37 protein-coding genes are annotated in these 23,942 nt (G+C 68.8%); all 37 read left to right on the top strand.

What is annotated here, in order from left to right; translation table 11 throughout:
• The first annotated feature begins 131 nt into the window (after positions 1-131).
• The 37 genes from rpsL (at position 132) to AB0637_RS13380 (ending at position 23,841) form a co-directional block, all read left to right on the top strand.
• On the top strand, positions 132-506 hold the full coding sequence (gene rpsL, locus AB0637_RS13560; protein ID WP_012084987.1) for a 30S ribosomal protein S12: 375 nt from the start codon (positions 132-134) through the stop codon (positions 504-506).
• A gap of 1 nt (position 507) precedes the next feature.
• Positions 508-978 carry a 30S ribosomal protein S7 gene (gene rpsG / locus AB0637_RS13555; RefSeq protein ID WP_106209636.1) on the top strand — a complete coding sequence of 157 codons (471 nt, stop codon included), beginning with the start codon at positions 508-510 and terminating at the stop codon, positions 976-978.
• Positions 979-1,040: 62 nt separating this feature from the next.
• Entirely contained in the window at positions 1,041-3,143 is a 2,103-nt protein-coding gene (gene fusA / locus AB0637_RS13550; protein WP_366172928.1) for an elongation factor G, read from the top strand.
• 156 nt (positions 3,144-3,299) lie between these two features.
• A complete protein-coding gene (tuf, locus tag AB0637_RS13545) occupies positions 3,300-4,493 on the top strand; it encodes an elongation factor Tu (protein ID WP_366172926.1) in 1,194 nt (397 codons plus the stop codon).
• 457 nt (positions 4,494-4,950) lie between these two features.
• Complete coding sequence (gene rpsJ, locus AB0637_RS13540; RefSeq protein WP_012084982.1) at positions 4,951-5,259, top strand: 30S ribosomal protein S10; 309 nt, start codon at positions 4,951-4,953, stop codon at positions 5,257-5,259.
• A 13-nt stretch (positions 5,260-5,272) separates the two neighbouring features.
• Positions 5,273-5,932, top strand: a complete 660-nt coding sequence (gene rplC / locus AB0637_RS13535) for a 50S ribosomal protein L3 (RefSeq protein WP_366172924.1) — start codon at positions 5,273-5,275, stop codon at positions 5,930-5,932.
• A 5-nt stretch (positions 5,933-5,937) separates the two neighbouring features.
• Positions 5,938-6,642 (top strand): 50S ribosomal protein L4, encoded by a 705-nt coding sequence (rplD, locus tag AB0637_RS13530; RefSeq protein ID WP_366172922.1) that lies wholly within the window; start codon positions 5,938-5,940, stop codon positions 6,640-6,642.
• A complete protein-coding gene (rplW, locus tag AB0637_RS13525; RefSeq protein ID WP_366172920.1) occupies positions 6,639-6,950 on the top strand; it encodes a 50S ribosomal protein L23 in 312 nt (103 codons plus the stop codon). Before rplD ends, rplW begins: the two co-directional genes overlap by 4 nt.
• 58 nt (positions 6,951-7,008) lie before the next feature.
• Entirely contained in the window at positions 7,009-7,845 is an 837-nt protein-coding gene (gene rplB / locus AB0637_RS13520; RefSeq protein ID WP_366172918.1) for a 50S ribosomal protein L2, read from the top strand.
• Positions 7,846-7,860: 15 nt separating this feature from the next.
• Complete coding sequence (rpsS, locus tag AB0637_RS13515; protein ID WP_366172916.1) at positions 7,861-8,142, top strand: 30S ribosomal protein S19; 282 nt, start codon at positions 7,861-7,863, stop codon at positions 8,140-8,142.
• A gap of 56 nt (positions 8,143-8,198) precedes the next feature.
• Positions 8,199-8,579, top strand: coding sequence for a 50S ribosomal protein L22 (gene rplV / locus AB0637_RS13510; RefSeq protein WP_366172914.1), 381 nt, complete (start codon positions 8,199-8,201; stop codon positions 8,577-8,579).
• Positions 8,579-9,379: a 30S ribosomal protein S3 gene (rpsC, locus tag AB0637_RS13505; RefSeq protein ID WP_366172912.1), complete on the top strand. Its 801-nt coding sequence runs from the start codon at positions 8,579-8,581 to the stop codon at positions 9,377-9,379. Before rplV ends, rpsC begins: the two co-directional genes overlap by 1 nt.
• Before the next feature lie 3 nt (positions 9,380-9,382).
• Positions 9,383-9,799: a 50S ribosomal protein L16 gene (rplP, locus tag AB0637_RS13500; RefSeq protein WP_366172910.1), complete on the top strand. Its 417-nt coding sequence runs from the start codon at positions 9,383-9,385 to the stop codon at positions 9,797-9,799.
• A 1-nt stretch (position 9,800) separates the two neighbouring features.
• Entirely contained in the window at positions 9,801-10,049 is a 249-nt protein-coding gene (gene rpmC, locus AB0637_RS13495) for a 50S ribosomal protein L29 (RefSeq protein ID WP_366173018.1), read from the top strand.
• Positions 10,046-10,339 carry a 30S ribosomal protein S17 gene (rpsQ, locus tag AB0637_RS13490; protein WP_366172908.1) on the top strand — a complete coding sequence of 98 codons (294 nt, stop codon included), beginning with the start codon at positions 10,046-10,048 and terminating at the stop codon, positions 10,337-10,339. Before rpmC ends, rpsQ begins: the two co-directional genes overlap by 4 nt.
• Positions 10,340-10,469: 130 nt before the next feature.
• Complete coding sequence (gene rplN / locus AB0637_RS13485) at positions 10,470-10,838, top strand: 50S ribosomal protein L14 (protein ID WP_012084971.1); 369 nt, start codon at positions 10,470-10,472, stop codon at positions 10,836-10,838.
• A 2-nt stretch (positions 10,839-10,840) separates the two neighbouring features.
• Positions 10,841-11,224, top strand: a complete 384-nt coding sequence (gene rplX, locus AB0637_RS13480; protein WP_366172906.1) for a 50S ribosomal protein L24 — start codon at positions 10,841-10,843, stop codon at positions 11,222-11,224.
• A complete protein-coding gene (gene rplE / locus AB0637_RS13475) occupies positions 11,224-11,793 on the top strand; it encodes a 50S ribosomal protein L5 (protein ID WP_366172904.1) in 570 nt (189 codons plus the stop codon). The genes rplX and rplE overlap by 1 nt, the downstream gene beginning before the upstream one ends.
• Before the next feature lie 2 nt (positions 11,794-11,795).
• On the top strand, positions 11,796-11,981 hold the full coding sequence (locus tag AB0637_RS13470; RefSeq protein WP_366172902.1) for a type Z 30S ribosomal protein S14: 186 nt from the start codon (positions 11,796-11,798) through the stop codon (positions 11,979-11,981).
• Between the two features lie 97 nt (positions 11,982-12,078).
• Entirely contained in the window at positions 12,079-12,477 is a 399-nt protein-coding gene (gene rpsH / locus AB0637_RS13465; protein ID WP_366172900.1) for a 30S ribosomal protein S8, read from the top strand.
• A gap of 13 nt (positions 12,478-12,490) precedes the next feature.
• The gene (rplF, locus tag AB0637_RS13460) at positions 12,491-13,030 is read left to right on the top strand and encodes a 50S ribosomal protein L6 (protein WP_366172898.1); all 540 of its coding nucleotides are present in this window, start codon (positions 12,491-12,493) and stop codon (positions 13,028-13,030) included.
• Entirely contained in the window at positions 13,027-13,410 is a 384-nt protein-coding gene (gene rplR / locus AB0637_RS13455) for a 50S ribosomal protein L18 (RefSeq protein WP_366172896.1), read from the top strand. Before rplF ends, rplR begins: the two co-directional genes overlap by 4 nt.
• Before the next feature lie 31 nt (positions 13,411-13,441).
• Positions 13,442-14,098: a 30S ribosomal protein S5 gene (rpsE, locus tag AB0637_RS13450; RefSeq protein ID WP_366172894.1), complete on the top strand. Its 657-nt coding sequence runs from the start codon at positions 13,442-13,444 to the stop codon at positions 14,096-14,098.
• On the top strand, positions 14,098-14,280 hold the full coding sequence (gene rpmD, locus AB0637_RS13445) for a 50S ribosomal protein L30 (RefSeq protein WP_166609810.1): 183 nt from the start codon (positions 14,098-14,100) through the stop codon (positions 14,278-14,280). Before rpsE ends, rpmD begins: the two co-directional genes overlap by 1 nt.
• A complete protein-coding gene (rplO, locus tag AB0637_RS13440) occupies positions 14,280-14,738 on the top strand; it encodes a 50S ribosomal protein L15 (protein WP_366172892.1) in 459 nt (152 codons plus the stop codon). The genes rpmD and rplO overlap by 1 nt, the downstream gene beginning before the upstream one ends.
• Positions 14,739-14,965: 227 nt before the next feature.
• Positions 14,966-16,267: a preprotein translocase subunit SecY gene (gene secY / locus AB0637_RS13435; protein WP_366172890.1), complete on the top strand. Its 1,302-nt coding sequence runs from the start codon at positions 14,966-14,968 to the stop codon at positions 16,265-16,267.
• Complete coding sequence (locus AB0637_RS13430; RefSeq protein ID WP_366172888.1) at positions 16,264-16,839, top strand: adenylate kinase; 576 nt, start codon at positions 16,264-16,266, stop codon at positions 16,837-16,839. The genes secY and AB0637_RS13430 overlap by 4 nt, the downstream gene beginning before the upstream one ends.
• A 10-nt stretch (positions 16,840-16,849) precedes the next feature.
• A complete protein-coding gene (gene map / locus AB0637_RS13425; RefSeq protein WP_366172886.1) occupies positions 16,850-17,662 on the top strand; it encodes a type I methionyl aminopeptidase in 813 nt (270 codons plus the stop codon).
• Positions 17,663-17,835: 173 nt separating this feature from the next.
• Positions 17,836-18,057, top strand: a complete 222-nt coding sequence (infA, locus tag AB0637_RS13420) for a translation initiation factor IF-1 (protein WP_012084955.1) — start codon at positions 17,836-17,838, stop codon at positions 18,055-18,057.
• A gap of 61 nt (positions 18,058-18,118) precedes the next feature.
• The gene (gene rpmJ, locus AB0637_RS13415; RefSeq protein ID WP_106209588.1) at positions 18,119-18,232 is read left to right on the top strand and encodes a 50S ribosomal protein L36; all 114 of its coding nucleotides are present in this window, start codon (positions 18,119-18,121) and stop codon (positions 18,230-18,232) included.
• 190 nt (positions 18,233-18,422) lie between these two features.
• Positions 18,423-18,803 (top strand): 30S ribosomal protein S13, encoded by a 381-nt coding sequence (gene rpsM, locus AB0637_RS13410; RefSeq protein WP_366172883.1) that lies wholly within the window; start codon positions 18,423-18,425, stop codon positions 18,801-18,803.
• Positions 18,804-18,893: 90 nt separating this feature from the next.
• Entirely contained in the window at positions 18,894-19,301 is a 408-nt protein-coding gene (rpsK, locus tag AB0637_RS13405; protein WP_366172881.1) for a 30S ribosomal protein S11, read from the top strand.
• A gap of 149 nt (positions 19,302-19,450) precedes the next feature.
• A complete protein-coding gene (locus AB0637_RS13400) occupies positions 19,451-20,464 on the top strand; it encodes a DNA-directed RNA polymerase subunit alpha (protein WP_366172879.1) in 1,014 nt (337 codons plus the stop codon).
• Positions 20,465-20,520: 56 nt separating this feature from the next.
• The gene (gene rplQ, locus AB0637_RS13395) at positions 20,521-21,099 is read left to right on the top strand and encodes a 50S ribosomal protein L17 (RefSeq protein ID WP_366172877.1); all 579 of its coding nucleotides are present in this window, start codon (positions 20,521-20,523) and stop codon (positions 21,097-21,099) included.
• A gap of 128 nt (positions 21,100-21,227) precedes the next feature.
• Positions 21,228-22,418 (top strand): AAA family ATPase, encoded by a 1,191-nt coding sequence (locus AB0637_RS13390; protein WP_366172875.1) that lies wholly within the window; start codon positions 21,228-21,230, stop codon positions 22,416-22,418.
• Complete coding sequence (locus AB0637_RS13385) at positions 22,415-22,987, top strand: DUF4276 family protein (protein WP_366172873.1); 573 nt, start codon at positions 22,415-22,417, stop codon at positions 22,985-22,987. The genes AB0637_RS13390 and AB0637_RS13385 overlap by 4 nt, the downstream gene beginning before the upstream one ends.
• On the top strand, positions 22,984-23,841 hold the full coding sequence (locus AB0637_RS13380; protein ID WP_366172871.1) for a tRNA pseudouridine synthase A: 858 nt from the start codon (positions 22,984-22,986) through the stop codon (positions 23,839-23,841). The genes AB0637_RS13385 and AB0637_RS13380 overlap by 4 nt, the downstream gene beginning before the upstream one ends.
• The last annotated feature ends 101 nt before the right edge of the window (positions 23,842-23,942 follow it).

The raw sequence follows: 23,942 nt of genomic DNA, 5'->3' as shown, positions 1-23,942 counted from the left end.
GTCACTCCTGCGGGACCTCGACCGAACGACACGCCCGACCTCGTGGGTCGGCGGGGGTCGAGCGCCGGCCCATGACGGGCGACGCGTTCCCAGGACAGCCGAACCACCAGATCGAGACAGACGGAGACAGGGTGCCCACCATCCAGCAGCTGGTCCGCAAGGGCCGGGAGGACAAGGTCGTCAAGACCAAGACGCCCGCCCTCAAGGGCAGCCCGCAGCGCCGTGGCGTGTGCACGCGTGTGTACACCACGACGCCGAAGAAGCCGAACTCGGCGCTGCGCAAGGTCGCTCGCGTGAAGCTGACCAGCGGCATCGAGGTCACGGCCTACATCCCCGGCGTTGGTCACAACCTGCAGGAGCACTCGATGGTGCTGGTGCGCGGTGGCCGCGTGAAGGACCTCCCGGGTGTTCGTTACAAGATCGTCCGCGGGTCGCTCGACACGCAGGGCGTGAAGAACCGCAAGCAGGCGCGCAGCCGCTACGGCGCGAAGAAGGAGAAGAGCTGACATGCCGCGCAAGGGCCCCGCACCCAAGCGTCCCCTCGTGGTGGACCCGGTCTACCAGTCCCCGCTGGTGACGCAGCTCGTCAACAAGATCCTCCTCGACGGGAAGAAGTCCGTCGCCGAGTCCATCGTGTACGGCGCCCTCGAGGGTGCCCGCGACAAGACCGGTGGCGACCCCGTCGTCGTGCTGAAGCGCGCGCTCGACAACGTCAAGCCCGCGATCGAGGTCAAGTCCCGCCGCGTCGGTGGTTCCACCTACCAGGTCCCGATCGAGGTGCGCCCCAGCCGTTCCACGACGCTGGCGCTGCGCTGGCTCGTCGGCTACGCCCGGCAGCGCCGCGAGAAGACGATGACCGAGCGTCTGCTCAACGAGATCCTCGACGCCTCGAACGGCCTCGGTGCCGCGGTGAAGCGCCGCGAGGACACGCACAAGATGGCCGAGTCGAACCGGGCCTTCGCGCACTACCGCTGGTGACCCCGGCGGTGAGCAGCGCTCGCCGTTCCACCCCCTCGATCCCAGGGAAGAGGCAGTAAACCGTGGCACAGGACGTGCTGACGGACCTGACCAAGGTCCGCAACATCGGCATCATGGCGCACATCGACGCCGGCAAGACCACGACGACGGAGCGGATCCTCTTCTACACGGGGATCAACTACAAGATCGGCGAGGTCCACGACGGCGCGGCCACGATGGACTGGATGGAACAGGAGCAGGAGCGGGGGATCACCATCACCTCCGCCGCCACGACCTGCTTCTGGGAAGGCACCCAGATCAACATCATCGACACGCCCGGCCACGTCGACTTCACGGTCGAGGTCGAGCGGTCGCTGCGCGTCCTCGACGGTGCTGTCGCCGTCTTCGACGGCAAGGAGGGTGTCGAACCCCAGTCCGAGACCGTGTGGCGGCAGGCGGACAAGTACGACGTCCCGCGCATCTGCTTCGTCAACAAGATGGACAAGCTGGGTGCCGACTTCTACTTCACGGTGAAGACCATCATCGAGCGCCTCGGCGCCGAGCCGCTGGTCATGCAGATCCCGATCGGGGCGGAGAACGACTTCCTCGGCGTCATCGACCTGGTGTACATGCGCGCCCTCACGTGGCGCGGCGACACCGCCAAGGGCGAGGCGTACGAGAAGGAGGACATCCCGGCCGACCTCCTGGAGAAGGCCGAGGAGTACCGCACCAAGCTCATCGAGCGCGTGGCGGAGACCGACGAGTCCCTCCTGGAGAAGTACCTGGGCGGCGAGGAGATCTCCCCCGAGGAGATCAAGGCGGCCGTCCGCAAGCTGACGATCTCCAGCGAGGTCTACCCGATCTTCTGCGGTTCCGCGTTCAAGAACAAGGGCGTCCAGCCCATGCTCGACGCGGTCCTCGACTACCTGCCCTCGCCGCTCGACGTGAAGCCGATGATCGGCCACAAGGTCGGCGACGAGTCGGTCGAGATCATCCGCAAGCCGGACGCGTCGGAGCCGTTCTCGGCCCTCGCGTTCAAGGTCGCGGCGCACCCGTTCTTCGGGAAGCTCACCTACGTGCGCGTCTACTCGGGCGTCGTCTCCGCCGGCTCGCAGGTCGTGAACTCGACCAAGGGCAAGAAGGAGCGCATCGGGAAGCTCTTTCAGATGCACTCCAACAAGGAGAACCCGGTCGACGAGGCTCGCGCGGGCCACATCTACGCGATGATCGGCCTCAAGGAGACGACGACGGGGGACACCCTGTCCGACCCGGCGCAGCAGGTCGTCCTCGAGTCGATGACCTTCCCGGAGCCCGTCATCTCGGTCGCCATCGAGCCGAAGACGAAGGGCGACCAGGAGAAGCTGGGCACCGCGATCCAGCGCCTGGCCGAGGAGGACCCGACGTTCCAGGTCGAACTCGACCAGGAGACCGGCCAGACCATCATCAAGGGGATGGGCGAGCTCCACCTCGACATCCTCGTGGACCGCATGAAGCGCGAGTTCAAGGTCGAGGCCAACGTCGGCAAGCCGCAGGTCGCGTACCGCGAGACCATCCGCCGCGCAGTCCTCAAGGAGGACTACGTGCACAAGAAGCAGACCGGTGGTTCCGGCCAGTACGCGAAGGTCCAGGTCTCCATCGAGCCCCTGGACACCACCGACGGGACGTTCTACGAGTTCGTCAACGCCGTCACCGGTGGTCGCGTGCCCCGCGAGTACATCCCGTCGGTGGACAACGGGATCCAGGAGGCGATGCAGGAAGGCGTCGTCGCCGGGTACCCGCTCGTCGGCATCAAGGCCTCCCTCATCGACGGTGCGGCGCACGACGTCGACTCGTCGGAGATGGCCTTCAAGATCGCCGGCAAGATGGTCCTGCGCGAGGCTGTCCGCAAGGCGCAGCCCGTCCTGCTGGAGCCGGTCATGGCCGTCGAGGTCCGCACCCCCGCGGACTACATGGGCGAAGTCATCGGCGACCTGAACTCCCGCCGTGGGCAGATCGAGTCCATGGAGGACGTCAGCGGGGCCAAGCTCGTCAAGGCCTCCGTCCCGCTGTCGGAGATGTTCGGCTACGTCGGGGACCTCCGGTCCAAGACCCAGGGCCGCGCGGTCTACTCGATGCAGTTCTCGAACTACGCTGAGGTTCCGCGGAACGTGGCGGACGAGATCGTGAAGAAGGTCCGCGGGGAGTGACCCGCCCCTGACACACCCGGGGGAGCGGTCCACGTGGACCGCTTCCCCAACGGTACGACCCCTGGACCACCACCGTGTGGGCCAGTGACCAGCCAGGTCACCCACCCACCCGTTGAACCGGGTCGGGAAGAAACGACAGTCCGAGGAGGACCCCCAGTGGCGAAGGCGAAGTTCGAGCGGACCAAGCCGCACGTCAACATCGGCACGATCGGTCACATCGACCACGGCAAGACGACGTTGACCGCGGCGATCACGCGCGTGCTGCACGACAAGTTCCCCGAGCTCAACAAGGCTTCGGCGTTCGACCAGATCGACAAGGCCCCTGAAGAGCGTCAGCGCGGCATCACGATCTCGATCGCGCACGTCGAGTACCAGACCGAGGCGCGTCACTACGCCCACGTCGACTGCCCGGGCCACGCGGACTACATCAAGAACATGATCACGGGTGCGGCGCAGATGGACGGCGCCATCCTCGTGGTCGCGGCCACCGACGGCCCGATGCCGCAGACGAAGGAGCACGTCATCCTGGCCCGCCAGGTCGGCGTCCCCTACATCGTCGTCGCGCTGAACAAGGCCGACATGGTCGAGGACGAGGAGCTCCTCGAGCTCGTCGAGATGGAGGTGCGTGAGCTCCTCTCGTCGTACGAGTTCCCGGGCGACGACGTCCCCGTGGTCCGCGTCTCGGCGCTCAAGGCCCTCGAGGGCGACGCCGAGTGGGGCGACAAGCTCATGGAGCTCATGGACGCGGTCGACACCGCGATCCCCGAGCCCGAGCGCGCCGTCGACCAGCCCTTCCTCATGCCGATCGAGGACGTCTTCACGATCACCGGCCGCGGCACCGTCGTGACCGGCCGCATCGAGCGTGGCGTCCTGAACGTCAACCAGGAAGTCGAGATCGTCGGCATCAAGCCGACCTCGCAGAAGACCACCGTCACCAGCATCGAGATGTTCAACAAGATGCTGGACACGGGCCAGGCCGGCGACAACGCCGCCCTGCTGCTGCGTGGTCTCAAGCGTGACGACGTCGAGCGCGGCCAGGTCGTGACCAAGCCGAACTCGATCACCCCGCACACGGAGTTCGAGGGCCAGGCCTACATCCTGTCCAAGGACGAGGGTGGCCGTCACACGCCCTTCTACAACAACTACCGTCCGCAGTTCTACTTCCGGACGACCGACGTCACGGGCGTCGTCTCGCTGCCCGAGGGCACCGAGATGGTCATGCCCGGTGACAACACCGAGATGAAGGTCGACCTCATCCAGCCCATCGCGATGGAAGAGGGCCTGAAGTTCGCGATCCGTGAGGGTGGCCGCACCGTCGGCGCCGGCCGGGTCGTCAAGATCCTCAAGTGAGTCGACCCGCCGCGGGGCTCTGACCCCGCGGCGGACCGCTCGCCGCACGGCGAAGGGGCGGGTCCTCCAGGACCCGCCCCTTCGTCGTGGGTGAGCTCGCCCACCACCGATGCTCCGCTGCTCGATTCGCCAAGGGGCGCCTCCGTCTGGCAGACTGTCGGGGTTGCTGCGCCGCTGGACCGCGCCTGGATCACGATTCCACCCGATCCGGGGACCGGGCCAGACCACCGGCCGGCAACCGCGAACGTCGAACGTCTCGGACGGGCGGCGAACGGTTCACCTGGACCCCCAGGGCAACCTGAACAGGACGACAGGACCACACCGGGCAACCGGGAGCGGGCGCAGTTCGTGCGAGAGCGCGACACGCCCGACCTCGGGGGTCGGAGCACCACCACACAGGGGCTCCGCGCCGCGCGCGAGTCAGTAGCGGTACGAAGAGAGAGAGTCAGACGACGCCATGGCGGGACAGAAGATCCGCATCAGGCTCAAGGCCTACGACCACGAGGTCATCGACAGTTCGGCGCGCAAGATCGTCGACACGGTGACCCGGACTGGTGCTTCGGTCGCAGGGCCCGTGCCGCTGCCGACCGAGAAGAACGTCTACTGCGTCATCCGCTCGCCGCACAAGTACAAGGACAGCCGCGAGCACTTCGAGATGCGGACGCACAAGCGTCTCATCGACATCATCGACCCGACGCCGAAGACCGTCGACTCGCTCATGCGACTCGACCTCCCGGCCGGTGTCGACATCGAGATCAAGCTCTGAGGGACTGCACACGATGAGCGACAGGCAAGTGCGAGGGGTGCTCGGCACCAAGCTCGGCATGACCCAGCTGTGGGACGCGGACAACCGCGTCGTCCCGGTGACGGTCGTCAAGGTCGAGCCGAACGTCGTGACCCAGATCCGCACCACTACCACCGACGGCTACGAAGCCGTCCAGCTGGCCACCACGGCGATCGCGCAGCGCAAGGCCAACAAGCCCGCTGCCGGTCACTTCGCGAAGGCGGACGTCGCGCCTCGCCGTCACCTGGTGGAGCTGCGCACGACCGACGCCGGTGAGTACCAGCTCGGTCAGGAGGTCACCGCCGAGGTCTTCGAGACCGGCACGACCGTCGACGTGGTCGGCACCACCAAGGGCAAGGGCTTCGCCGGTGTCATGAAGCGTCACGGCTTCCACGGCGTCGGCGCCTCCCACGGTGCGCACCGCAACCACCGCAAGCCGGGGTCCATCGGCGGCTGCGCCACCCCCGGTCGCGTGTTCAAGGGCATGCGGATGGCCGGGCGCATGGGTGCTGCCCGCCAGACGACCCAGAACCTGACCGTGCAGGCCATCGACGCGGAGAAGGGGCTGCTGCTCATCACGGGCGCCATCCCCGGTCCCCGCGGCGGGCTCGTGCTCGTCAAGAGCGCGTCCAAGGCGCGCGTGAAGGAGGCCTGAGCCAGATGTCGACCGAAACTCACGCCACCGAGAACGTCACCGTCCCGCTGCGGACGGCTGACGGTGGCACCAACGGCACCGTCGAACTGCCGGCGAAGGACTTCGCCCGTCAGGCGAACATCGCCCTCATCCACCAGGTGGTGACCGCGCAGCTCGCCGCGGCCCGCCAGGGGACCCACTCGACCAAGCGTCGTGGCGAGGTCCGTGGTGGCGGCAAGAAGCCGTACAAGCAGAAGGGCACCGGCCGCGCCCGCCAGGGTTCGCTCCGCGCCCCGCAGTTCACCGGTGGTGGCATCGTCCACGGACCCAAGCCGCGTGACTACTCCCAGCGCACCCCCAAGAAGATGATCGCCGCCGCCCTGCGCGGTGCGCTCTCCGACCGGGTGCGCCACGACCGGCTGCACGTCGTCGAGGGTCTGGCCGCCGGTGCGGCGCCCTCGACCAAGACGGCGCGCACGCTCATCGCGACGCTGTCCGGCCGCAAGAACGTGCTGGTCGTCCTGACCCGCGACGACGAGGTCTCGCAGAAGTCCCTGCGCAACCTCGACAACGTGCACGTCCTGCCGGCGGACCAGCTCAACACCTACGACGTCCTGAAGAGCGACGACGTCGTCTTCACCCGCGCGGCCCTCGACGCCTTCGTCGCCGGCCCGCGCAAGGGTCGCACCGCGACCGCGGTGGCGGCGGAGTCCGAAGGGAGCACCCTGTGAGCGCGCTCGGCGGAACCCAGAAGGACCCGCGCGACATCCTGCTCGCGCCGGTCGTCTCGGAGAAGAGCTACGGGCTCATCGACGAGGGCAAGTACACGTTCCTGGTGGACCCGCGGGCCAACAAGACCGAGATCAAGATCGCGGTCGAGAAGGTCTTCGGCGTCAAGGTCTCCGCGGTGAACACCGCGAACCGTCAGGGCAAGAGCCGGCGCACCAAGTTCGGTACTGGGAAGCGCAAGGACACCAAGCGGGCCATCGTGACGTTGCGCGAGGGCACGATCGACATCTTCGGCGGCTCGGTCGCCTGAGCCCGGTAGGGCTCGCACGACTGCCGTAGACAACCTTCGAACCCGAGGAAACGCTGCAATGGGAATCCGCAAGTACAAGCCGACGACGCCGGGCCGCCGTGGCTCGTCCGTCGCCGACTTCGTCGAGATCACGCGGAGCGAGCCGGAGAAGTCGCTCGTCCGCCCGCTGTCCAAGACCGGTGGTCGCAACTCGTCCGGTCGCATCACCACCCGCCACATCGGTGGTGGCCACAAGCGCGCCTACCGCGTCATCGACTTCCGTCGCCACGACAAGGACGGCGTCGTCGCGAAGGTCGCGCACATCGAGTACGACCCCAACCGCACCGCGCGCATCGCGCTGCTGCACTACGTGGACGGCGAGAAGCGCTACATCATCGCCCCCGCGAAGCTGAAGCAGGGCGACCGGATCGAGAACGGCCCCGAGGCCGACATCAAGCCGGGCAACAACCTGCCGCTGCGCAACATCCCCGTGGGTACGGTCATCCACGCCATCGAGATCCGTCCCGGTGGCGGCGCGAAGATCGCCCGCTCCGCGGGTGCGAGCGTCCAGCTGGTGGCCCGTGAGGGTCGCTTCGCTCAGCTGCGCATGCCGTCCGGCGAGATCCGCAACGTCGACGTGCGCTGCCGCGCCACGGTCGGCGAGGTGGGCAACGCCGAGCAGTCCAACATCAACTGGGGCAAGGCCGGCCGCATGCGCTGGAAGGGCAAGCGCCCGACCGTCCGTGGTGTCGCCATGAACCCCATCGACCACCCGCACGGTGGTGGTGAGGGGAAGACGTCCGGTGGGCGTCACCCCGTCAGCCCCTGGGGCAAGCCTGAAGGCCGTACGCGGCGTCCGGGCAAGGAGAGCGACAAGCTCATCGTCCGTCGCCGCCGCACCGGCAAGAAGCGCTGATAGGGAGCTAGAGCCATGCCTCGCAGCTTGAAGAAGGGCCCGTTCGTCGACGACCACCTCCAGAAGAAGGTGGACGCTCAGAACGAGGCCGGTACGCACAACGTCATCAAGACGTGGTCCCGCCGTTCGGTCGTCACGCCGGACTTCCTGGGTCACACGTTCGCGGTGCACGACGGCCGCAAGCACGTCCCCGTCTTCGTCACCGAGTCGATGGTGGGGCACAAGCTCGGCGAGTTCGCTGCCACGCGGACGTTCAAGGGCCACGAGAAGGACGACCGCAAGGGTCGTCGCCGCTGAGCCACCGGCTCACGCGACACAACCTTTCGAGACCGAAACCAGGAAGCAGGACAGGGATGGAAGCCAAGGCGCAGACGCGGCACCTCCGCGTCACGCCCCAGAAGGCGCGCCGAGTCGTCGACCTCGTCCGGGGCAAGCAGGCCACCGAAGCCGTCGCCGTGCTCTCGTTCGCCCCGCAGGCGGCGGCCGAGCCCGTGCGCAAGCTCGTCGAGAGCGCCATCGCGAATGCGAAGTTCCTCGCGGACAAGCACTCCGAGGCGTTCGACCCGAACGAGTACGTCGTCAAGGCGATCCACGTCGACGAGGGTCCGACCATGAAGCGCTTCCGTCCGCGGGCCCAGGGCCGCGCCGGACGCATCCTGAAGCGCACGAGCCACATCACCGTGGTCGTGGCCCCCGCCGTCGCCGGCGCCAAGAAGACGAGGAGGACCCGCTGATGGGACAGAAGGTCAACCCGCACGGGTTCCGACTGGGCATCACCACGGACCACAAGAGCCGTTGGTTCGCCGACTCCACCAAGACCGGTCAGCGCTACGCCGACTACGTCAAGGAGGACGTCGCGATCCGCCGCCTCATGTCCAAGGGCATGGAGCGGGCCGGCATCTCGAAGGTCGAGATCGAGCGCACCCGCGACCGCGTGCGCGTCGACATCCACACCGCCCGGCCGGGCATCGTCATCGGCCGTCGCGGCGCGGAGGCCGACCGCATCCGCGGTGAGCTCGAGAAGCTCACGGGCAAGCAGGTCCAGCTGAACATCCTCGAGGTCAAGAACCCCGAGACCGACGCGCAGCTGGTTGCCCAGGGCATCGCCGAGCAGCTCGCGAGCCGCGTCTCGTTCCGTCGCGCCATGCGCAAGGGGATGCAGACGTCGCTCCGCTCCGGTGCCAAGGGGATCCGGGTGCAGTGCGCCGGCCGCCTCGGCGGCGCCGAGATGAGCCGCTCGGAGTTCTACCGCGAGGGTCGCGTTCCGCTGCACACGCTGCGCGCGAACATCGACTACGGGTTCTACGAGGCCCGCACGACCTTCGGCCGCATCGGCGTGAAGGTCTGGATCTACCACGGTGACGTCACGAGCCGTGAGCTCGCCCAGTCGCAGGCCGCCGCTCCGCGCGCTCCGCGTCGCGGTGAGCGTCCGGACCGCGGCGAGAGCCGCGGGCGTCGTCGTCCCACCGGCGAGCAGCCAGCAGCCGAGGCTGCCCCCGCTGCGGCGCCGGCCAGCACCGGATCGGAGGCCTGAGTCGTGCTCATCCCACGGCGAGTCAAGCACCGCAAGCAGCACCACCCCACGCGGCGTGGTGCGGCGTCCGGCGGCACCCGCGTCACGTTCGGTGAGTACGGGATCCAGGCCGTCGAAGGTGGCTACGTCACCAACCGGCAGATCGAGTCGGCCCGTATCGCCATCACCCGCCACATCCGTCGTGGCGGCAAGGTCTGGATCAACATCTACCCGGACCGGCCGCTGACGAAGAAGCCCGCCGAGACCCGCATGGGTTCCGGCAAGGGTTCGCCGGAGTGGTGGATCGCGAACATCAAGCCAGGACGCGTCATGTTCGAGCTGTCGTTCCCCAACGAGAAGGTCGCTTCGGAGGCGCTCACCCGCGCCATCCACAAGCTGCCCGTCAAGTGCAAGATCGTGCGCCGCGAAGGTGGTGAGTGAGTTGGCCATCGGGACCAAGGGCCTGAGCGCCGACGACCTGCGTGAGTTCGACGACGCGAAGTTGGTCGACGAGCTCAAGAAGGCGAAGGAAGAGCTGTTCAACCTGCGCTTCCAGTCCGCCACCGGCCAGCTGGAGAACAACTCCCGGCTGAAGGCCGTCAAGCGGGACATCGCCCGCATCTACACGACGATGCGCGAGCGCGAGCTCGGCATCACCGAGGCGCCGATCACGAAGGAGGCTGCGAAGTGAGCGAGCAGGACACCGCCAAGACGTCCGACGCGAGCACCGAGCGCGGCTACCGCAAGACGCGTCGCGGGTACGTCGTCAGCGACAAGATGCAGAAGACCGTCGTCGTCGAGGTCGAGGACCGCGTGAAGCACCCGCTCTACGCCAAGGTCATCCGCCGCACGACGAAGGTCAAGGCGCACGACGAGGTCGAGACGGCCGGTGTGGGCGACCTCGTCCTCATCGCCGAGACCCGGCCGCTGTCGGCGACCAAGCGCTGGCGCGTCGTCGAGGTCCTCGAACGCGCGAAGTGACGCTCGCGTCCTCGGACGCGTTCGACCGAGGGCGGGCCGCTCGTGCGGCCCGCCCCCAGAATCCATGTCCGTTCGGCCAGGCTCGCCCCCACGCGGGTGGTCGAGAACCGGCGCGACGAAGGAGTAGAGAGTGATCCAGCAGGAGTCGCGGCTCAAGGTCGCCGACAACACGGGTGCCAAGGAGATCCTTTGCATCCGCGTGCTCGGCGGCTCCGGCCGCCGCTACGCCGGCATCGGTGACGTGATCGTGGCCACGGTCAAGGACGCCATCCCCGGTGGGAACGTCAAGAAGGGCGATGTGGTCAAGGCCGTCATCGTCCGCACCAAGAAGGAGCGTCGGCGCGCCGACGGTTCGTACATCCGTTTCGACGAGAACGCCGCGGTGATCCTCCGTGCTGACGGCGACCCGCGCGGTACCCGCATCTTCGGGCCCGTCGGTCGCGAGCTGCGTGAGAAGAAGTTCATGCGGATCATCTCGCTGGCGCCGGAGGTGCTGTGAAGATGAGTGCGAAGACGCCGAAGCTGCGCATCAAGAAGGGTGACCTGGTCCAGGTCATCACCCGTGTTCGCGGGCGCAAGAACGAGGACGGCACCAAGACGTCCGACCTCGGCAAGCAGGGCAAGGTGCTCGAGGTGAACGCCGAGACGCAGCGTGTCCTGGTCGAGGGTGTGAACCGCATCAAGCGCCACACCAAGGCCCGTCCGGGTGTGGAAGGCGGCATCGTCGAGCGCGAGGCCCCGATCCACATCAGCAACGTGCAGCTCGTCGACCCGGAGACCAAGAAGCCGACGCGCGTCGGCATCCGCGAGGAGAAGGTCGAGCGCGACGGTCGCACCAAGACCAACCGCATCCGCGTCGCCAAGCGTTCCGGCAAGGACATCTGATGACCACCACCACTGAAGCGCCCGCCCTGCCTCGTCTGAAGCAGCGCTACCGCGAAGAGATCAAGGGTCAGCTGCACACGCAGTTCTCCTACCCGAACGTCATGCAGATCCCCGGCCTGGTCAAGGTCGTGGTGAACATGGGTGTCGGCGAGGCTGCGCGTGACTCCAAGCTGATCGACGGCGCCGTCCGCGACCTCACGGCCATCACCGGCCAGAAGCCGCAGATCACGAAGGCGCGCAAGTCCATCGCCCAGTTCAAGCTGCGCGAGGGCATGCCGATCGGCTGCCACACCACCCTTCGCGGGGACCGGATGTGGGAGTTCCTGGACCGTCTCCTGTCGCTCGCGCTGCCGCGCATCCGCGACTTCCGCGGTCTGTCGCCGAAGCAGTTCGACGGCAACGGCAACTACACCTTCGGTCTCACCGAGCAGTCGATGTTCCACGAGATCGACCAGGACCGGATCGACCGCGTCCGCGGCATGGACATCACGGTCGTGACGACGGCGAAGACCGACGACGAAGGCCGTGCGCTGCTGCGTGCTCTGGGCTTCCCGTTCAAGGAGAACTGACCGTGGCGAAGACCGCTCTGATCCACAAGGCCGCGCGCAAGCCCAAGTTCAAGGTGCGCGCCTACACCCGTTGCCAGCGTTGCGGTCGCCCGCACGCCGTGTACCGCAAGTTCGGCCTGTGCCGTGTCTGCGTGCGCGAGATGGCGCACCGCGGCGAACTGCCCGGTGTGACCAAGAGCAGCTGGTGACCCACCACTCCTTCACGACCCTGATCACTGAGACGCCGAAGGTCCTGCCCGCACAGCGAGGCACGGAAACCGCGGCGAGGAAGGGCGGACGAGCCCGATGACCATGACTGACCCCATCGCGGACATGTTGACGCGTCTGCGGAACGCCAACTCGGCGTACCACGACACCGTCGCCATGCCGTACAGCAAGCTGAAGTCCCACATCGCCGAGATCCTCCAGGCGGAGGGCTACATCGCCTCCTGGACGGTCGAGGACGCCGAGGTGGGCAAGAAGCTGACGCTGAACCTGAAGTTCGGCCCCAACCGCGAGCGTGCGATCGCCGGCCTGCGCCGCGTGAGCAAGCCCGGTCTGCGGGTCTACGCGAAGTCGACGAACCTGCCCCGCGTTCTCGGTGGCCTCGGCGTGGCGATCCTGTCCACGTCCTCGGGGCTGCTGACCGACAAGCAGGCCAACAAGAAGGGCGTGGGTGGGGAAGTCCTCGCCTACGTCTGGTGAGGGAGGAGAACTCATGTCGCGCATCGGTCGACTCCCGATCACCGTCCCCTCGGGCGTGGACGTGACCATCGACGGCTCCGCCGTCACGGTCAAGGGCCCCAAGGGCGAGCTCAACCACACGATCGCTTCCCCCATCGCGGTGGAGCGCTCCGAGGACGGGCTCCTGTCGGTCACCCGTCCCGACGACGAGCGCACCTCGCGCTCGTTGCACGGCCTCACCCGCACCCTGATCTCGAACATGGTCGAGGGTGTGACCAAGGGCTACGAGAAGAAGCTCGAGATCGTCGGCACGGGGTATCGCGTCACGGCCAAGGGCTCGGACCTCGAGTTCGCGCTCGGCTTCAGCCACCCGGTCCTCGTCAAGGCACCGGCCGGCATCACCTTCGCGGTGGAGAGCAACACCAGGTTCTCCGTCGCGGGGATCGACAAGCAGCAGGTCGGCGAGGTCGCTGCCAACATCCGCAAGCTCCGCAAGCCCGACCCGTACAAGGGCAAGGGCGTGCGATACGCCGGCGAGCAGGTCCGCCGCAAGGTCGGAAAGGCTGGTAAGTGACGATGGGACTCTCCACCCAGAAGACCCAGAAGGGCACTGCGCCGGCGCGCAAGCGTCGTCACACCCGCGTGCGCAAGAAGGTCGTCGGCACCGCCGTGCGTCCTCGTCTCGTGGTCACGCGGTCCACGCGTCACGTGTTCGTCCAGGTCATCGACGACGCCGCGGGTCACACCCTGGCGTCGGCCTCGACCATGGAGGCGGACCTGCGCGCCAGCGGCGACGACAAGTCGGCCAAGGCGAAGGCCGTCGGCGTCCTCGTCGGCGAACGGGCCAAGGCGGCCGGCATCGAGGCCGTGGTCTTCGACCGCGGCGGCAACCGCTACGCCGGGCGCGTCGCGGCGATCGCGGACGGCGCTCGTGAGGCGGGGCTGTCCCTGTGACCTACGAAGTCGATGAGATGAGGAACGTCTGATGCCTGGACCCCAGCGCCGAGGCGCCGGTGCGGCCGGCGGCGGCGACAACCGCAACGACAACCGTGGCAGCAACGACCGCGGTCGTGGCGGCCGTGACGGTGGCCGCGACAACCGTGGACGTGGTGACGCGGGCGACCGCAGCAACTTCGTCGAGCGCGTCGTGACCATCAACCGCGTCGCCAAGGTCGTCAAGGGCGGGCGTCGCTTCAGCTTCACGGCCCTCGTGGTCGTGGGCGACGGCGACGGCACCGTCGGTGTCGGCTACGGCAAGGCCAAGGAGGTGCCCGCGGCGATCGCCAAGGGTGTCGAGGAGGCCAAGAAGAACTTCTTCCGGGTGCCCAAGATCCAGGGCACCATCCCGCACCCCGTGCAGGGCGAGAAGGCGGCCGGCGTGGTCATGCTGCGTCCGGCCTCCCCGGGTACCGGCGTCATCGCCGGTGGTCCGGTGCGCGCCGTGCTCGAGTGCGCGGGCATCCACGACGTGCTGTCGAAGTCGCTCGGCTCCGACAACGCGATCAACATCGTGCACGCGACGATCGAGGCCCTCAAGGGTCTCGAGCGCCCGGAGCAGGTCGCGGCCCGCCGTGGTCTGCCGGTCGAGCACGTCGCCCCGGTCGCGCTGCTGCGCGCCCAGGCCGCGGGGGTGACCTCCTGATGGGTCGCATCAAGGTCACCCAGGTCAAGTCCGGCATCGGCGGCAAGCAGAACCAGCGCGACACGCTCCGCAGCCTCGGGCTCCACAAGATCGGGCAGTCGGTCGTCAAGGACGACAAGCCCGAGTTCCGTGGGATGGCCAACACCGTCGCGCACCTCGTGACTGTTGAGGAGGTCGACTGATGCCGAACCAGGGTGAGCACGTCCTGAAGCTGCACCACCTGCGCCCTGCCCCGGGGTCGAACACGGCGAAGACCCGTGTCGGCCGCGGTGAGGGCAGCAAGGGCAAGACGGCCGGTCGCGGCACCAAGGGCACGAAGGCCCGCTACCAGGTGCCCGAGGCGTTCGAGGGCGGGCAGATGCCCCTCCACATGCGCCTGCCGAAGCTGCGCGGGTTCAAGAACCCGTTCCGCGTCGAGTACCAGGTCGTCAACCTCGACAAGCTCGCCACCCTCTTCCCGGAGGGCGGCACCGTCGGTGTCGACGAGCTCGTCGCCAAGGGCGCGGTCCGCAAGGGCCAGCTCGTCAAGGTCCTCGGCACCGGTGAGGTGTCCGTGGCCCTGCAGGTGACGGCCGACAAGTTCTCGACCTCGGCGTCCGAGAAGATCGTGGCTGCGGGCGGGTCCACGACCGTCCGCTGACGCCCAGCACCACCGCCCACGGCGGTAGCGGCGAGTGATCGCCCGCTACCGCCGTGTGTGCGTTGGGGGGACGGTAGGGTCTACCAAGGTCGCCCGCGTCCCGCGCGGGATGTCCCCACAGCAACAGCAGCACCACCCGCTGTGCTCGAAGTACCCTGTTCGGCGCAACCGTCCGACCAGTCAGGAACGACTCCGGCTCCTCCGGGAGCGCGGTGCAGGAGGTCGTAGTGCTCACCGCAATCGGTCGCGCCTTCCGGACGCCCGACCTGCGCCGCAAGATGCTCTTCACGGTCGGGATCATCGTCCTGGTCCGGCTGGGCTCCTTCGTGCCGGCGCCCGGGGTCTCCTACTCGGCCGTGCAGCAGTGCATCGACCTGGCGCAGACCGGGAACGACCTGCTCGGCCTGGCGAACCTCTTCTCCGGCGGCGCGCTGCTCCAGCTGAGCATCTTCGCGCTCGGGATCATGCCGTACATCACCGCGAGCATCATCATCCAGCTGCTCACGGTCGTGATCCCGCGCTTCGAGGACCTCAAGAAGGAGGGCCAGCAGGGGACCAGCAAGCTGACGCAGTACACGCGCTACCTGACGATCGGTCTCGCGGTCCTGCAGTCGACGACGTACGTGACGATCGCTCGTGAGCCGTCGCGCCTGTTCGGCACCTCGTGCAACGCCCAGGTCCTGCCGGACCAGAGCGTCCCCACCATCCTGCTGATGGTCCTGACGATGACCGCCGGGACCGGGCTCATCATGTGGCTGGGGGAGCTCGTCACCGAGCGCGGTGTCGGCAACGGCATGTCCCTGCTGATCTTCGCCCAGATCGCCGCGACCTTCCCGACCTCCCTGCTCGCCATCGGCCGCGAGCGCGGCTGGCTGACCTTCGGCGGCGTCGTCCTCGTGGGTCTCGTCGTCGTGGCGGCCGTCGTGGCGGTCGAGCAGTCCCAGCGCCGGGTGCCCGTGCAGTACGCCAAACGGATGATCGGTCGGCGCATGTACGGGGGCACCTCCACGTACATCCCGCTCAAGGTCAACATGGCCGGGGTCATCCCCGTGATCTTCGCCTCGTCGCTGCTCTACCTGCCCGCCCTCGTGGCCCAGTTCAACGACCCGAACGAGGCCTGGGTGGCCTGGATCACCGACCACTTCACCAAGGGTGACCACCCGCTGTACATGGCGGCGTACTTCCTGCTCATCATCTTCTTCGCGTACTTCTACGTCGCGATCACGTTCAACCCGGACGAGGTCGCCGAGAACATGCGCAAGTACGGCGGGTTCATCCCCGGTGTGCGCGCCGGACGGCCCACCGCGGAGTACCTCGACTACATCCTCACCCGCATCACCCTGCCAGGATCGCTGTACCTGGGGCTCATCTCGCTGCTTCCCCTCATCGCGTTCGTGCTCTTCAATGCGAACACGAACTTCCCCTTCGGGGGCACGTCGATCCTGATCATCGTCGGGGTCGGGCTCGAGACGGTGAAGCAGATCGAGTCCCAGCTCCAGCAGCGCAACTACGAAGGGTTCTTGCGATGACTCGTCTCGTCCTCCTCGGTCCGCCCGGTGCGGGCAAGGGCACCCAGGCCAAGCTCCTGTCCTCCCGCCTCGGCGTCCCCGCCATCTCGACCGGCGACATCTTCCGCGCGAACGTGGCGGAGGAGACCGAACTGGGCAAGACGGTCAAGGAGTACCTGGACGCCGGCAAGTACGTGCCGGACTCCGTCACCAACGCGATGGTGCGGGACCGCCTGCAGCAGCCCGACGCCGCCGACGGGTTCATCCTCGACGGCTACCCGCGCACGACGGACCAGGTCCGCGAGCTCGACGACATGCTCCGCGAGATCGGCGCCAAGCTCGAGCACGTCCTGGAGATCACGGCCGACACGGACGAGCTCGTCCGCCGGCTGTCCCAGCGCGCCGTGGAGCAGGGGCGCAGCGACGACGGCGAGGACGTCATCCGCACGCGCCAGCAGGTCTACCTGGACCAGACGGCCCCGCTCGTGGAGGTCTACTCCGAGCGCGGGCTGCTGCGGTCCGTGGACGGGCTGGGGGAGATCTCGTCGGTGACCGAGCGCCTCGTCAAGGCGCTCGACCTCCCCGACGCCTGAGGCGCCCGTGGTGTTCGGACGTGAGCGGGTCGAGTACAAGACCCCCGACCAGGTGCAGGCCATGCGCAAGGCCGGTCTCCTGACCTACGCCGCGCTGGAGAGCGTGCGCGGTGCCCTCGCCCCCGGCGTGACCCTCGCCGAGCTGGACGCCCTCGGCGCGGAGGTCATCCGCGCCGGCGGCGGCACGTCGAACTTCCTCGGGTACCACGGGTACCCGAAGACGTTGTGCATCTCAATCAACGAGGTCGTGGTCCACGGCATCCCGGGCGACCAGGTCCTCGCCGAGGGGGACGTCGTGTCCGTCGACGGCGGCTGCGTGGTCGACGGCTGGCACGGCGACTCCGCGTTCACCGCCATCGTGGGCGAGCCCGCGGACCCCGGGGACGTCGACCTCGTGGAGATCACCCGGCAGGCGCTCTGGGCGGGCATCGCGGCCCTGGACGCGCGCGGACGAGTCGGGGACGTCGGGGGAGCCGTGGAGGACGCCGTCGACGGCCGTCTGGGCATCGTCGACGGGTACACGGGGCACGGCATCGGCACGGCCATGCACATGGCCCCGGAGGTCCTGAACTACCGCGTGCGCGAGAAGGGCCCGAAGGTGAAGCCCGGGCTGGTCCTGGCCATCGAACCGATGTGCACGCGCGGGGGCATCGAGACCGACGTCCTGGCCGACGACTGGACCGTGGTGACGTCCGACGGGACGCGCGCGGCCCACTGGGAGCACACGGTCGCCGTCCTCGAGGACGGCCTGTGGGTGCTGACGGCGCCCGACGGGGGAGCCTCCGAGCTCGCCGCGTACGGCGTCACCGTCCCCGGGGACTGAACCGCGCCACCGCGCGATCGGTTGCGCTGCAGGGCGGACCAACGGCATGATCGGCCGATTTCGCCCTCGGCGCGCCGTCCCGTAAGCTTGACCGTCGGTCCGCCATGCCTCCCGTTGGTTCCTCCAACGGGGCCGGGCTGACTCCACCCGACACTTGATGAAAAGCGGAGGACATGCCGAAGAAGGACGGCGTCATCGAGATCGAAGGCACCGTGATCGAAGCCCTGCCGAACGCGATGTTCCGCGTCGAGCTGAGCAACGGTCACAAGGTGCTTGCCCACATCTCCGGGAAGATGCGGCAGCACTACATCCGCATCCTCCCCGAGGACCGGGTGGTCGTCGAGCTCAGCCCGTACGACCTGTCCCGCGGGCGCATCGTCTACCGCTACAAGTGACCACCCACTGGCCGCCGGCTCGCCCCGACTCCGGGGTGGGTACTGCACGACCGGAGACACGATGAAGGTCAAGCCGAGCGTCAAGAAGATCTGCGACAAGTGCAAGGTGATCCGCCGTCACGGGCGGGTCATGATCATCTGCGACAACCTGCGCCACAAGCAGCGCCAGGGCTGACGCAGCGGGTCACACCGCCGCACGGATCCGCAGTCCTCGCCGAGGACGCGCACCACCCATACGCAGGACCCGCCGACCGCGCCCGTCAGGGGCGGTCCGGTGACACCCCCGGTCGGAGGCCGGGGACCCGCTCGAGACGGCGGGACCGGTCCTGTGGCAGACCTCCGCGACAGAAGAGGGACCATCCCGCATGGCACGTCTCGTCGGCGTCGACCTCCCCCGCGAAAAGCGGCTGGAGATCGCGCTCACGTACATCTACGGCGTCGGTCGCACGCGAGCCCAGGAGACCCTGGCCGCGACGGGCGTGAGCCCGGACCTGCGCGTCCGCGACCTCACGGACGACGACCTGGTCGCCCTGCGCGACCACATCGAGGGCAACTACCGCGTCGAGGGTGACCTCCGCCGCGAGGTGGCCGCCGACATCCGCCGCAAGGTGGAGATCGGTTGCTACGCCGGTCTGCGGCACCGCCGCGGCCTGCCCGTGCGCGGGCAGCGCACCAAGACCAACGCGCGCACCCGCAAGGGCCCGAAGCGCACCGTGGCCGGCAAGAAGAAGGCCGGTCGCAAGTAAGCAGTGCGCGGCCCCCCACCGGGTCGCCTCGCGAACCCCAGGGTTCGCCCTCGAAGCCAGTCGTCGCAGTCCACCAGGAGTCCGGAGAGCATGCCTCCCAAGAGCCGTCAGGCCAGTGCGACGCGCAAGCCGCGTCGCAAGGAGAAGAAGAACGTCGCGCACGGCCACGCGCACATCAAGTCGACGTTCAACAACACCATCGTCTCGATCACCGACCCGACGGGCGCGGTCATCGCGTGGGCGTCGGCCGGTCAGGTCGGCTTCAAGGGGTCCCGCAAGTCGACCCCGTTCGCCGCGCAGATGGCCGCCGAGGCGGCCGCTCGTCGTGCGCAGGAGCACGGCATGCGCAAGGTCGACGTCTTCGTCAAGGGCCCGGGTTCGGGCCGCGAGACCGCGATCCGCTCCCTCCAGGCCACCGGCCTGGAGGTCGGCGCGATCCAGGACGTGACCCCCAGCCCGCACAACGGCTGCCGGCCGCCCAAGCGTCGGCGCGTCTGACGAGGGTGCGGCCCTGACCCCCACCGTCGTGGTGGGGGTCGGGGCCGTCCCGATCGGAACCCAGTTCTAGCAGTCAGACCCCGTCGGCGGACCGATGTCGACGGGCGTGCGGGGCGTCATATGGCGGACGCCCGCGGGAAGGAACCTCCGTGCTGATCGCACAGCGCCCCACCCTCACCGAGGACGTCGTCGACGAGTACCGCTCGCGCTTCGTCATCGAGCCCCTCGAGCCCGGCTTCGGGTACACCCTCGGCAACTCGCTGCGCCGCACCCTGCTGTCGTCCATCCCGGGCGCTGCGGTGACGAGCCTGCGGATCGACGGTGTCCTGCACGAGTTCACCTCCGTGCCGGGTGTGAAGGAGGACGTCACCGAGATCGTCCTCAACGTCAAGAACCTCGTCGTCTCCTCCGAGCACGACGAACCCGTCGTGATGTACCTGCGCAAGCAGGGCCCGGGCGCGGTCACCGCGGCCGACATCGCCCCGCCCGCCGGGGTCGAGGTGCACAACCCCGACCTGCACATCGCGACGCTCAACGGCAAGGGCAAGCTCGAGCTGGAGCTGACGGTCGAACGCGGCCGCGGCTACGTCTCGGCTGCGCAGAACAAGTCCGGCGAGCAGGAGATCGGCCGCATCCCGGTCGACTCCATCTACTCGCCGGTCCTGAAGGTGACGTACAAGGTCGAGGCCACGCGCGTCGAGCAGCGGACGGACTTCGACCGCCTCGTCGTGGACGTGGAGACCAAGCACGCCATCACCCCGCGCGACGCCGTCGCCTCCGCCGGCAAGACGCTCGTCGAGCTGTTCGGCCTGGCGCGCGAGCTCAACGTCGAGGCCGAGGGCATCGACATGGGGCCCTCGCCGACCGACGCCGCGCTCGCGGCCGACCTCGCGCTCGAGATCGAGGCGCTGGACCTCACCGTCCGCTCCTACAACTGCCTCAAGCGCGAAGGCATCCACTCCGTCGGCGAACTGGTCTCGCGCAGCGAGGCCGACCTGCTCGACATCCGCAACTTCGGGCAGAAGTCCATCGACGAGGTCAAGGCCAAGCTGGTCGGCATGGGCCTGCACCTCAAGGACTCCCCGCCCGGGTTCGACCCGAGCGCCGTCGTCAACGACTTCGAGGACGACGACCAGTCGTTCGCCGAGGACGAGCAGCTCTGACCGTCCGCAGCCGCGCGCTCTGAGATCGCGCGCGGCAACACCGAGGAGACAAGACAATGCCCACCCCCACCAAGGGTCCGCGGCTCGGCGGCGGGCCGGCCCACGAGAAGCTCATCCTCGCCAACCTGGCGACTGCGCTCTTCGAACACCGCAGCATCACCACGACCGAGGCCAAGGCCAAGCGGCTCCGTCCGCACGCCGAGCGCCTCATCACGTTCGCGAAGAAGGGTGACCTGGCGGCCCGCCGCGAGGTCATGAAGACGGTGCGCGACAAGTCCGTCGTGCACTTCCTCTTCACCGAGATCGCTCCGGCCATGGCCGAGCGCAACGGTGGCTACACCCGCATCGTGAAGATCGGTCCCCGCAAGGGCGACAACGCCCCCATGGCCGTGATCCAGCTCGTCATGGAGCCGGTCAGCGCCAAGCAGGGCGTCGTCCGCGAGGCCGAGCAGGCCGCTGCGTCGTCGGCTCCCGCCGAGGAGACCCCGGCCGAGGACACCGCCGCGACCGCGTCGACCGAGGACACCACCTCGGACACGACGTCGGACGCCGTCGAGGTCGACGCCGCCGAGGCCGACCCGAGCGACGAGAACACCGAGAACACCGAGAACACCGAGAAGAAGGACCAGGCCTGAGCGCCTCCCTTCCCGCTGACGAGCCCGTCCGCCCCGACACCGGGGAGGGCGGGCTCGTCCGCGTCGGGCGCCTGGCGGTTCGTCCTGGAGCAGACGGTCCACCCGTCACCAGCCCCTAGCATCAGCCCATGGACGCGCGCCGCTTCGACGTCACAGCGCTGCGGTTGCGCAACTTCCGCAGCATCGGATCCTGCTCCGTCTCCCTGGGCGCGCTGACGTTCCTGGTCGGCCCCAACGGTGCGGGTAAGAGCAACGTCCTCGACAGCCTCCGCCTCACGGCGCAGGCGCTCAACGAGAACATGGACAACGCACTGCGCGAGCGGGGTGGTGTCGCGGAAGTGCGCAGGCGGTCGACAGGCCACCCGACGCACTTCGGTGTGGCTCTCGACTTCCGGGGGCCAGACTTCGCGGGCACGTTCAAGTACGAGGTCGGCAAGGTGGGCGACGGCGACTTCCGCATCACCCGTGAGGAGTGTCGGGTGGTCCCTTCGAGCTTCGGGGCCGAGCCGGCGCACTACGACGTCCGCAACGGCGATGTGCTGGAGTCGAGTGAACCGGTGTTGCCGCGCGCGAGCGACGACCGGTTGCTCCTCGTCGCGGCGTCCGGTCTGAGCAGCTTCCGCCCCGTCTTCGACGGGCTGTCGACGATGAACGTCTACAGCTTGAATCCGCAAGCCATGCGGGTGCCGCAGACCCCGGACCCCGGAGGCCTGCTACGCCGCGACGGCTCCAACATCGCCAGTGTTCTGTCTCGTCTCGCTCGCGAGCGGCCCGGTGTCAAGCAGGACATCCAGGACTACCTCGCCGCCGTGGTCCCGGGCATCGTCAGCGTCGACCGCTCTCCGCTCGGAACGTACGAGAGCCTCCGCTTCCGTCAGGAGGTCGAGGGTGCCGCCAGCCCGTGGACCTTCGAGGCAACGTCCATGAGTGACGGGACTCTCCGCGCGTTGGGCTGCCTTGCTGCCCTCTTCGCATCGTCCACCCCGGTGGCCGGTCCCATCGGCATCGAGGAACCGGAAGCTGCTCTGCACCCGGCAGCCTCGGGGATGCTGCTCGAGGCACTGAGAGATGCGTCGGGCCAACGGCAGATCCTTGCGACGAGTCACAGCCCCGATCTGCTCGACTCGGAGTCCATCACCGCTTCCGAGCTCTTGGCGGTCACGTCCGAGGCGGGCGAGACGAGCGTTGCGCGTCCTGACGCCGCCAGCGCCGAGGCTCTCAGGACTGGGCTCTACACCGCAGGTGAGCTGCTCCGGGTGGACCAGCTGCGCCCCTCGCCCCAGGACCGCGGCGAGCAGTTGCGGCTGTTCGCCTCATGAGACGGCTGGCGCTCATCGTCGAGGGGCACGGCGAGGAGAAGGCGTTGCCTGTGCTGGTTCGCCGCATCCTGAACGAGGAGGTCGAAGGATCGCCCGTGGTGGAAGTCCTCCGGCCCCACCGTTTGCCCCGGGGCCGCATGGTGAAGCCCGAGCACCTCGGACGCGCGGTGGCCCTGCAGTCGAGCCGAGTGGCGGGGGTCGGAGGCGTCCTGGTCGTGGCCGATGCGGACGACGACGACCCAGCGGTACTGGCCGCAGACATCACAGCGGCCAGCGGTGCCGAGCACCCCGTCCCGGTCATCGCCGTGCGTGAGTACGAGGCGTGGCTGCTCGCTGCTCTGCCGTCGCTCACGTCCCACAGGAGTGTCCGCACGGGCGCCAGTTGGGAAGGGGATCCGGAATCGGTGCGGGGAGCCAAGGAGCGGCTCTCTGCAGCGATGGTCGAGCCCTACCGGGAGACCCTGCACCAGGCCTCCTTCTCCGCGATCGCGGACCTCGGAATGATCGCCGGCCGGTCTCCGTCCTTCCGGAACCTCGTGGCTGCGGTCAGCCGGCTGGCAGTCGAGTGACGGTCGGCGAACGAGAGTACGTACGCGTCCGGCTCGACCTCGGCTACGACGGCACGCACTTCGCCGGCTGGGCCGAACAGCCGGGCCTGCGCACCGTCCAGGGGGAGCTGACCGCCGGCCTGGGTCGGGTGCTCCGTCTCGACCCGCCCCCGCGGCTGACCGTCGCCGGGCGCACCGACGCCGGGGTCCACGCGAGCGGCCAGGTGGCGCACGTCGACGTCCCGGGGCCCGCCTGGGCCGCCGTGCCCGGACGGTCGGACGCAGCGCCCGGGACGGCCCTCGTGCGGCGCCTGGCGGGGGTCCTGCCGCCCGACGTGCGCGTCCACGGGGCCAGGCAGGCCCCCGAGGGTTTCGACGCGCGGTTCGGCGCCCTGCGGCGCCGCTACGCCTACCGCGTCTGCGACGACCCGGCCGGCGTCCCCCCGCTGCGCCGGTTCGACGTCCTGCACCACCGCCGACCGCTCGACGTCACCGCGATGGACCTCGCCGCGCGCAGCCTCGTGGGCCTGCGGGAGTTCGCGGCGTTCTGCAAGCCGCGCGACGGGGCCACGACCGTCCGCACGCTCCTCGCCTTCTCCTGGCGACGCACGGACGACGGGCTGCTCGTCGCCGACGTCCAGGCCGACGCCTTCTGCCACTCCATGGTCCGGGCGCTCGTGGGGGCCGCCCTGGCCGTCGGCGACGGCCGCCGGGACGTGGACTGGCCGCGCCTCGTGCAGGACCGCGCCGAGCGCGACCCCGCCGTCGCCGTCGTGGGGCCCCGGGGCCTGACGCTGGAGGAGGTCGTCTACCCGCCCGACGCCGACCTCGCCGCCCGCGCCGAGCAGTCCCGCGCCGTCCGCACCCTCCCCTGAGCGCCCCGCCCTGCCGGCGGAAAACACTCTTTCCGCCCTCCGGGAACGATCCCGGAGGGCGGCCCGCCAACGTGCAGTCACCGGCGCCGACGGTGCTCAGC

It is taken from the genome of Kineococcus sp. NPDC059986 (assembly GCF_040702905.1).
GTDB lineage: Bacteria > Actinomycetota > Actinomycetes > Actinomycetales > Kineococcaceae > Kineococcus.
Note: the sequence above shows the minus strand (reverse complement) of the source record. Positions and strands in the feature narration are given on the sequence as shown.

What these genes read in the sequence shown, in the direction of transcription:
- rpsG (WP_106209636.1), top strand. Translation starts at nt 508, where the DNA reads ATGCCGCGCAAGGGCCCCGCACCCAAGCGTCCCCTCGTGGTGGACCCG.
- rpsJ (WP_012084982.1), top strand. Translation starts at nt 4,951, where the DNA reads ATGGCGGGACAGAAGATCCGCATCAGGCTCAAGGCCTACGACCACGAG.
- rplC (WP_366172924.1), top strand. Translation starts at nt 5,273, where the DNA reads ATGAGCGACAGGCAAGTGCGAGGGGTGCTCGGCACCAAGCTCGGCATG.
- rplD (WP_366172922.1), top strand. Translation starts at nt 5,938, where the DNA reads ATGTCGACCGAAACTCACGCCACCGAGAACGTCACCGTCCCGCTGCGG.
- rplB (WP_366172918.1), top strand. Translation starts at nt 7,009, where the DNA reads ATGGGAATCCGCAAGTACAAGCCGACGACGCCGGGCCGCCGTGGCTCG.
- rpsS (WP_366172916.1), top strand. Translation starts at nt 7,861, where the DNA reads ATGCCTCGCAGCTTGAAGAAGGGCCCGTTCGTCGACGACCACCTCCAG.
- rplV (WP_366172914.1), top strand. Translation starts at nt 8,199, where the DNA reads ATGGAAGCCAAGGCGCAGACGCGGCACCTCCGCGTCACGCCCCAGAAG.
- rpsC (WP_366172912.1), top strand. Translation starts at nt 8,579, where the DNA reads ATGGGACAGAAGGTCAACCCGCACGGGTTCCGACTGGGCATCACCACG.
- rplX (WP_366172906.1), top strand. Translation starts at nt 10,841, where the DNA reads ATGAGTGCGAAGACGCCGAAGCTGCGCATCAAGAAGGGTGACCTGGTC.
- rplE (WP_366172904.1), top strand. Translation starts at nt 11,224, where the DNA reads ATGACCACCACCACTGAAGCGCCCGCCCTGCCTCGTCTGAAGCAGCGC.
- rpsH (WP_366172900.1), top strand. Translation starts at nt 12,079, where the DNA reads ATGACCATGACTGACCCCATCGCGGACATGTTGACGCGTCTGCGGAAC.
- rplF (WP_366172898.1), top strand. Translation starts at nt 12,491, where the DNA reads ATGTCGCGCATCGGTCGACTCCCGATCACCGTCCCCTCGGGCGTGGAC.
- rpsE (WP_366172894.1), top strand. Translation starts at nt 13,442, where the DNA reads ATGCCTGGACCCCAGCGCCGAGGCGCCGGTGCGGCCGGCGGCGGCGAC.
- rpmD (WP_166609810.1), top strand. Translation starts at nt 14,098, where the DNA reads ATGGGTCGCATCAAGGTCACCCAGGTCAAGTCCGGCATCGGCGGCAAG.
- rplO (WP_366172892.1), top strand. Translation starts at nt 14,280, where the DNA reads ATGCCGAACCAGGGTGAGCACGTCCTGAAGCTGCACCACCTGCGCCCT.
- AB0637_RS13430 (WP_366172888.1), top strand. Translation starts at nt 16,264, where the DNA reads ATGACTCGTCTCGTCCTCCTCGGTCCGCCCGGTGCGGGCAAGGGCACC.
- infA (WP_012084955.1), top strand. Translation starts at nt 17,836, where the DNA reads ATGCCGAAGAAGGACGGCGTCATCGAGATCGAAGGCACCGTGATCGAA.
- rpmJ (WP_106209588.1), top strand. Translation starts at nt 18,119, where the DNA reads ATGAAGGTCAAGCCGAGCGTCAAGAAGATCTGCGACAAGTGCAAGGTG.
- rpsM (WP_366172883.1), top strand. Translation starts at nt 18,423, where the DNA reads ATGGCACGTCTCGTCGGCGTCGACCTCCCCCGCGAAAAGCGGCTGGAG.
- rpsK (WP_366172881.1), top strand. Translation starts at nt 18,894, where the DNA reads ATGCCTCCCAAGAGCCGTCAGGCCAGTGCGACGCGCAAGCCGCGTCGC.
- rplQ (WP_366172877.1), top strand. Translation starts at nt 20,521, where the DNA reads ATGCCCACCCCCACCAAGGGTCCGCGGCTCGGCGGCGGGCCGGCCCAC.
- AB0637_RS13390 (WP_366172875.1), top strand. Translation starts at nt 21,228, where the DNA reads ATGGACGCGCGCCGCTTCGACGTCACAGCGCTGCGGTTGCGCAACTTC.
- AB0637_RS13385 (WP_366172873.1), top strand. Translation starts at nt 22,415, where the DNA reads ATGAGACGGCTGGCGCTCATCGTCGAGGGGCACGGCGAGGAGAAGGCG.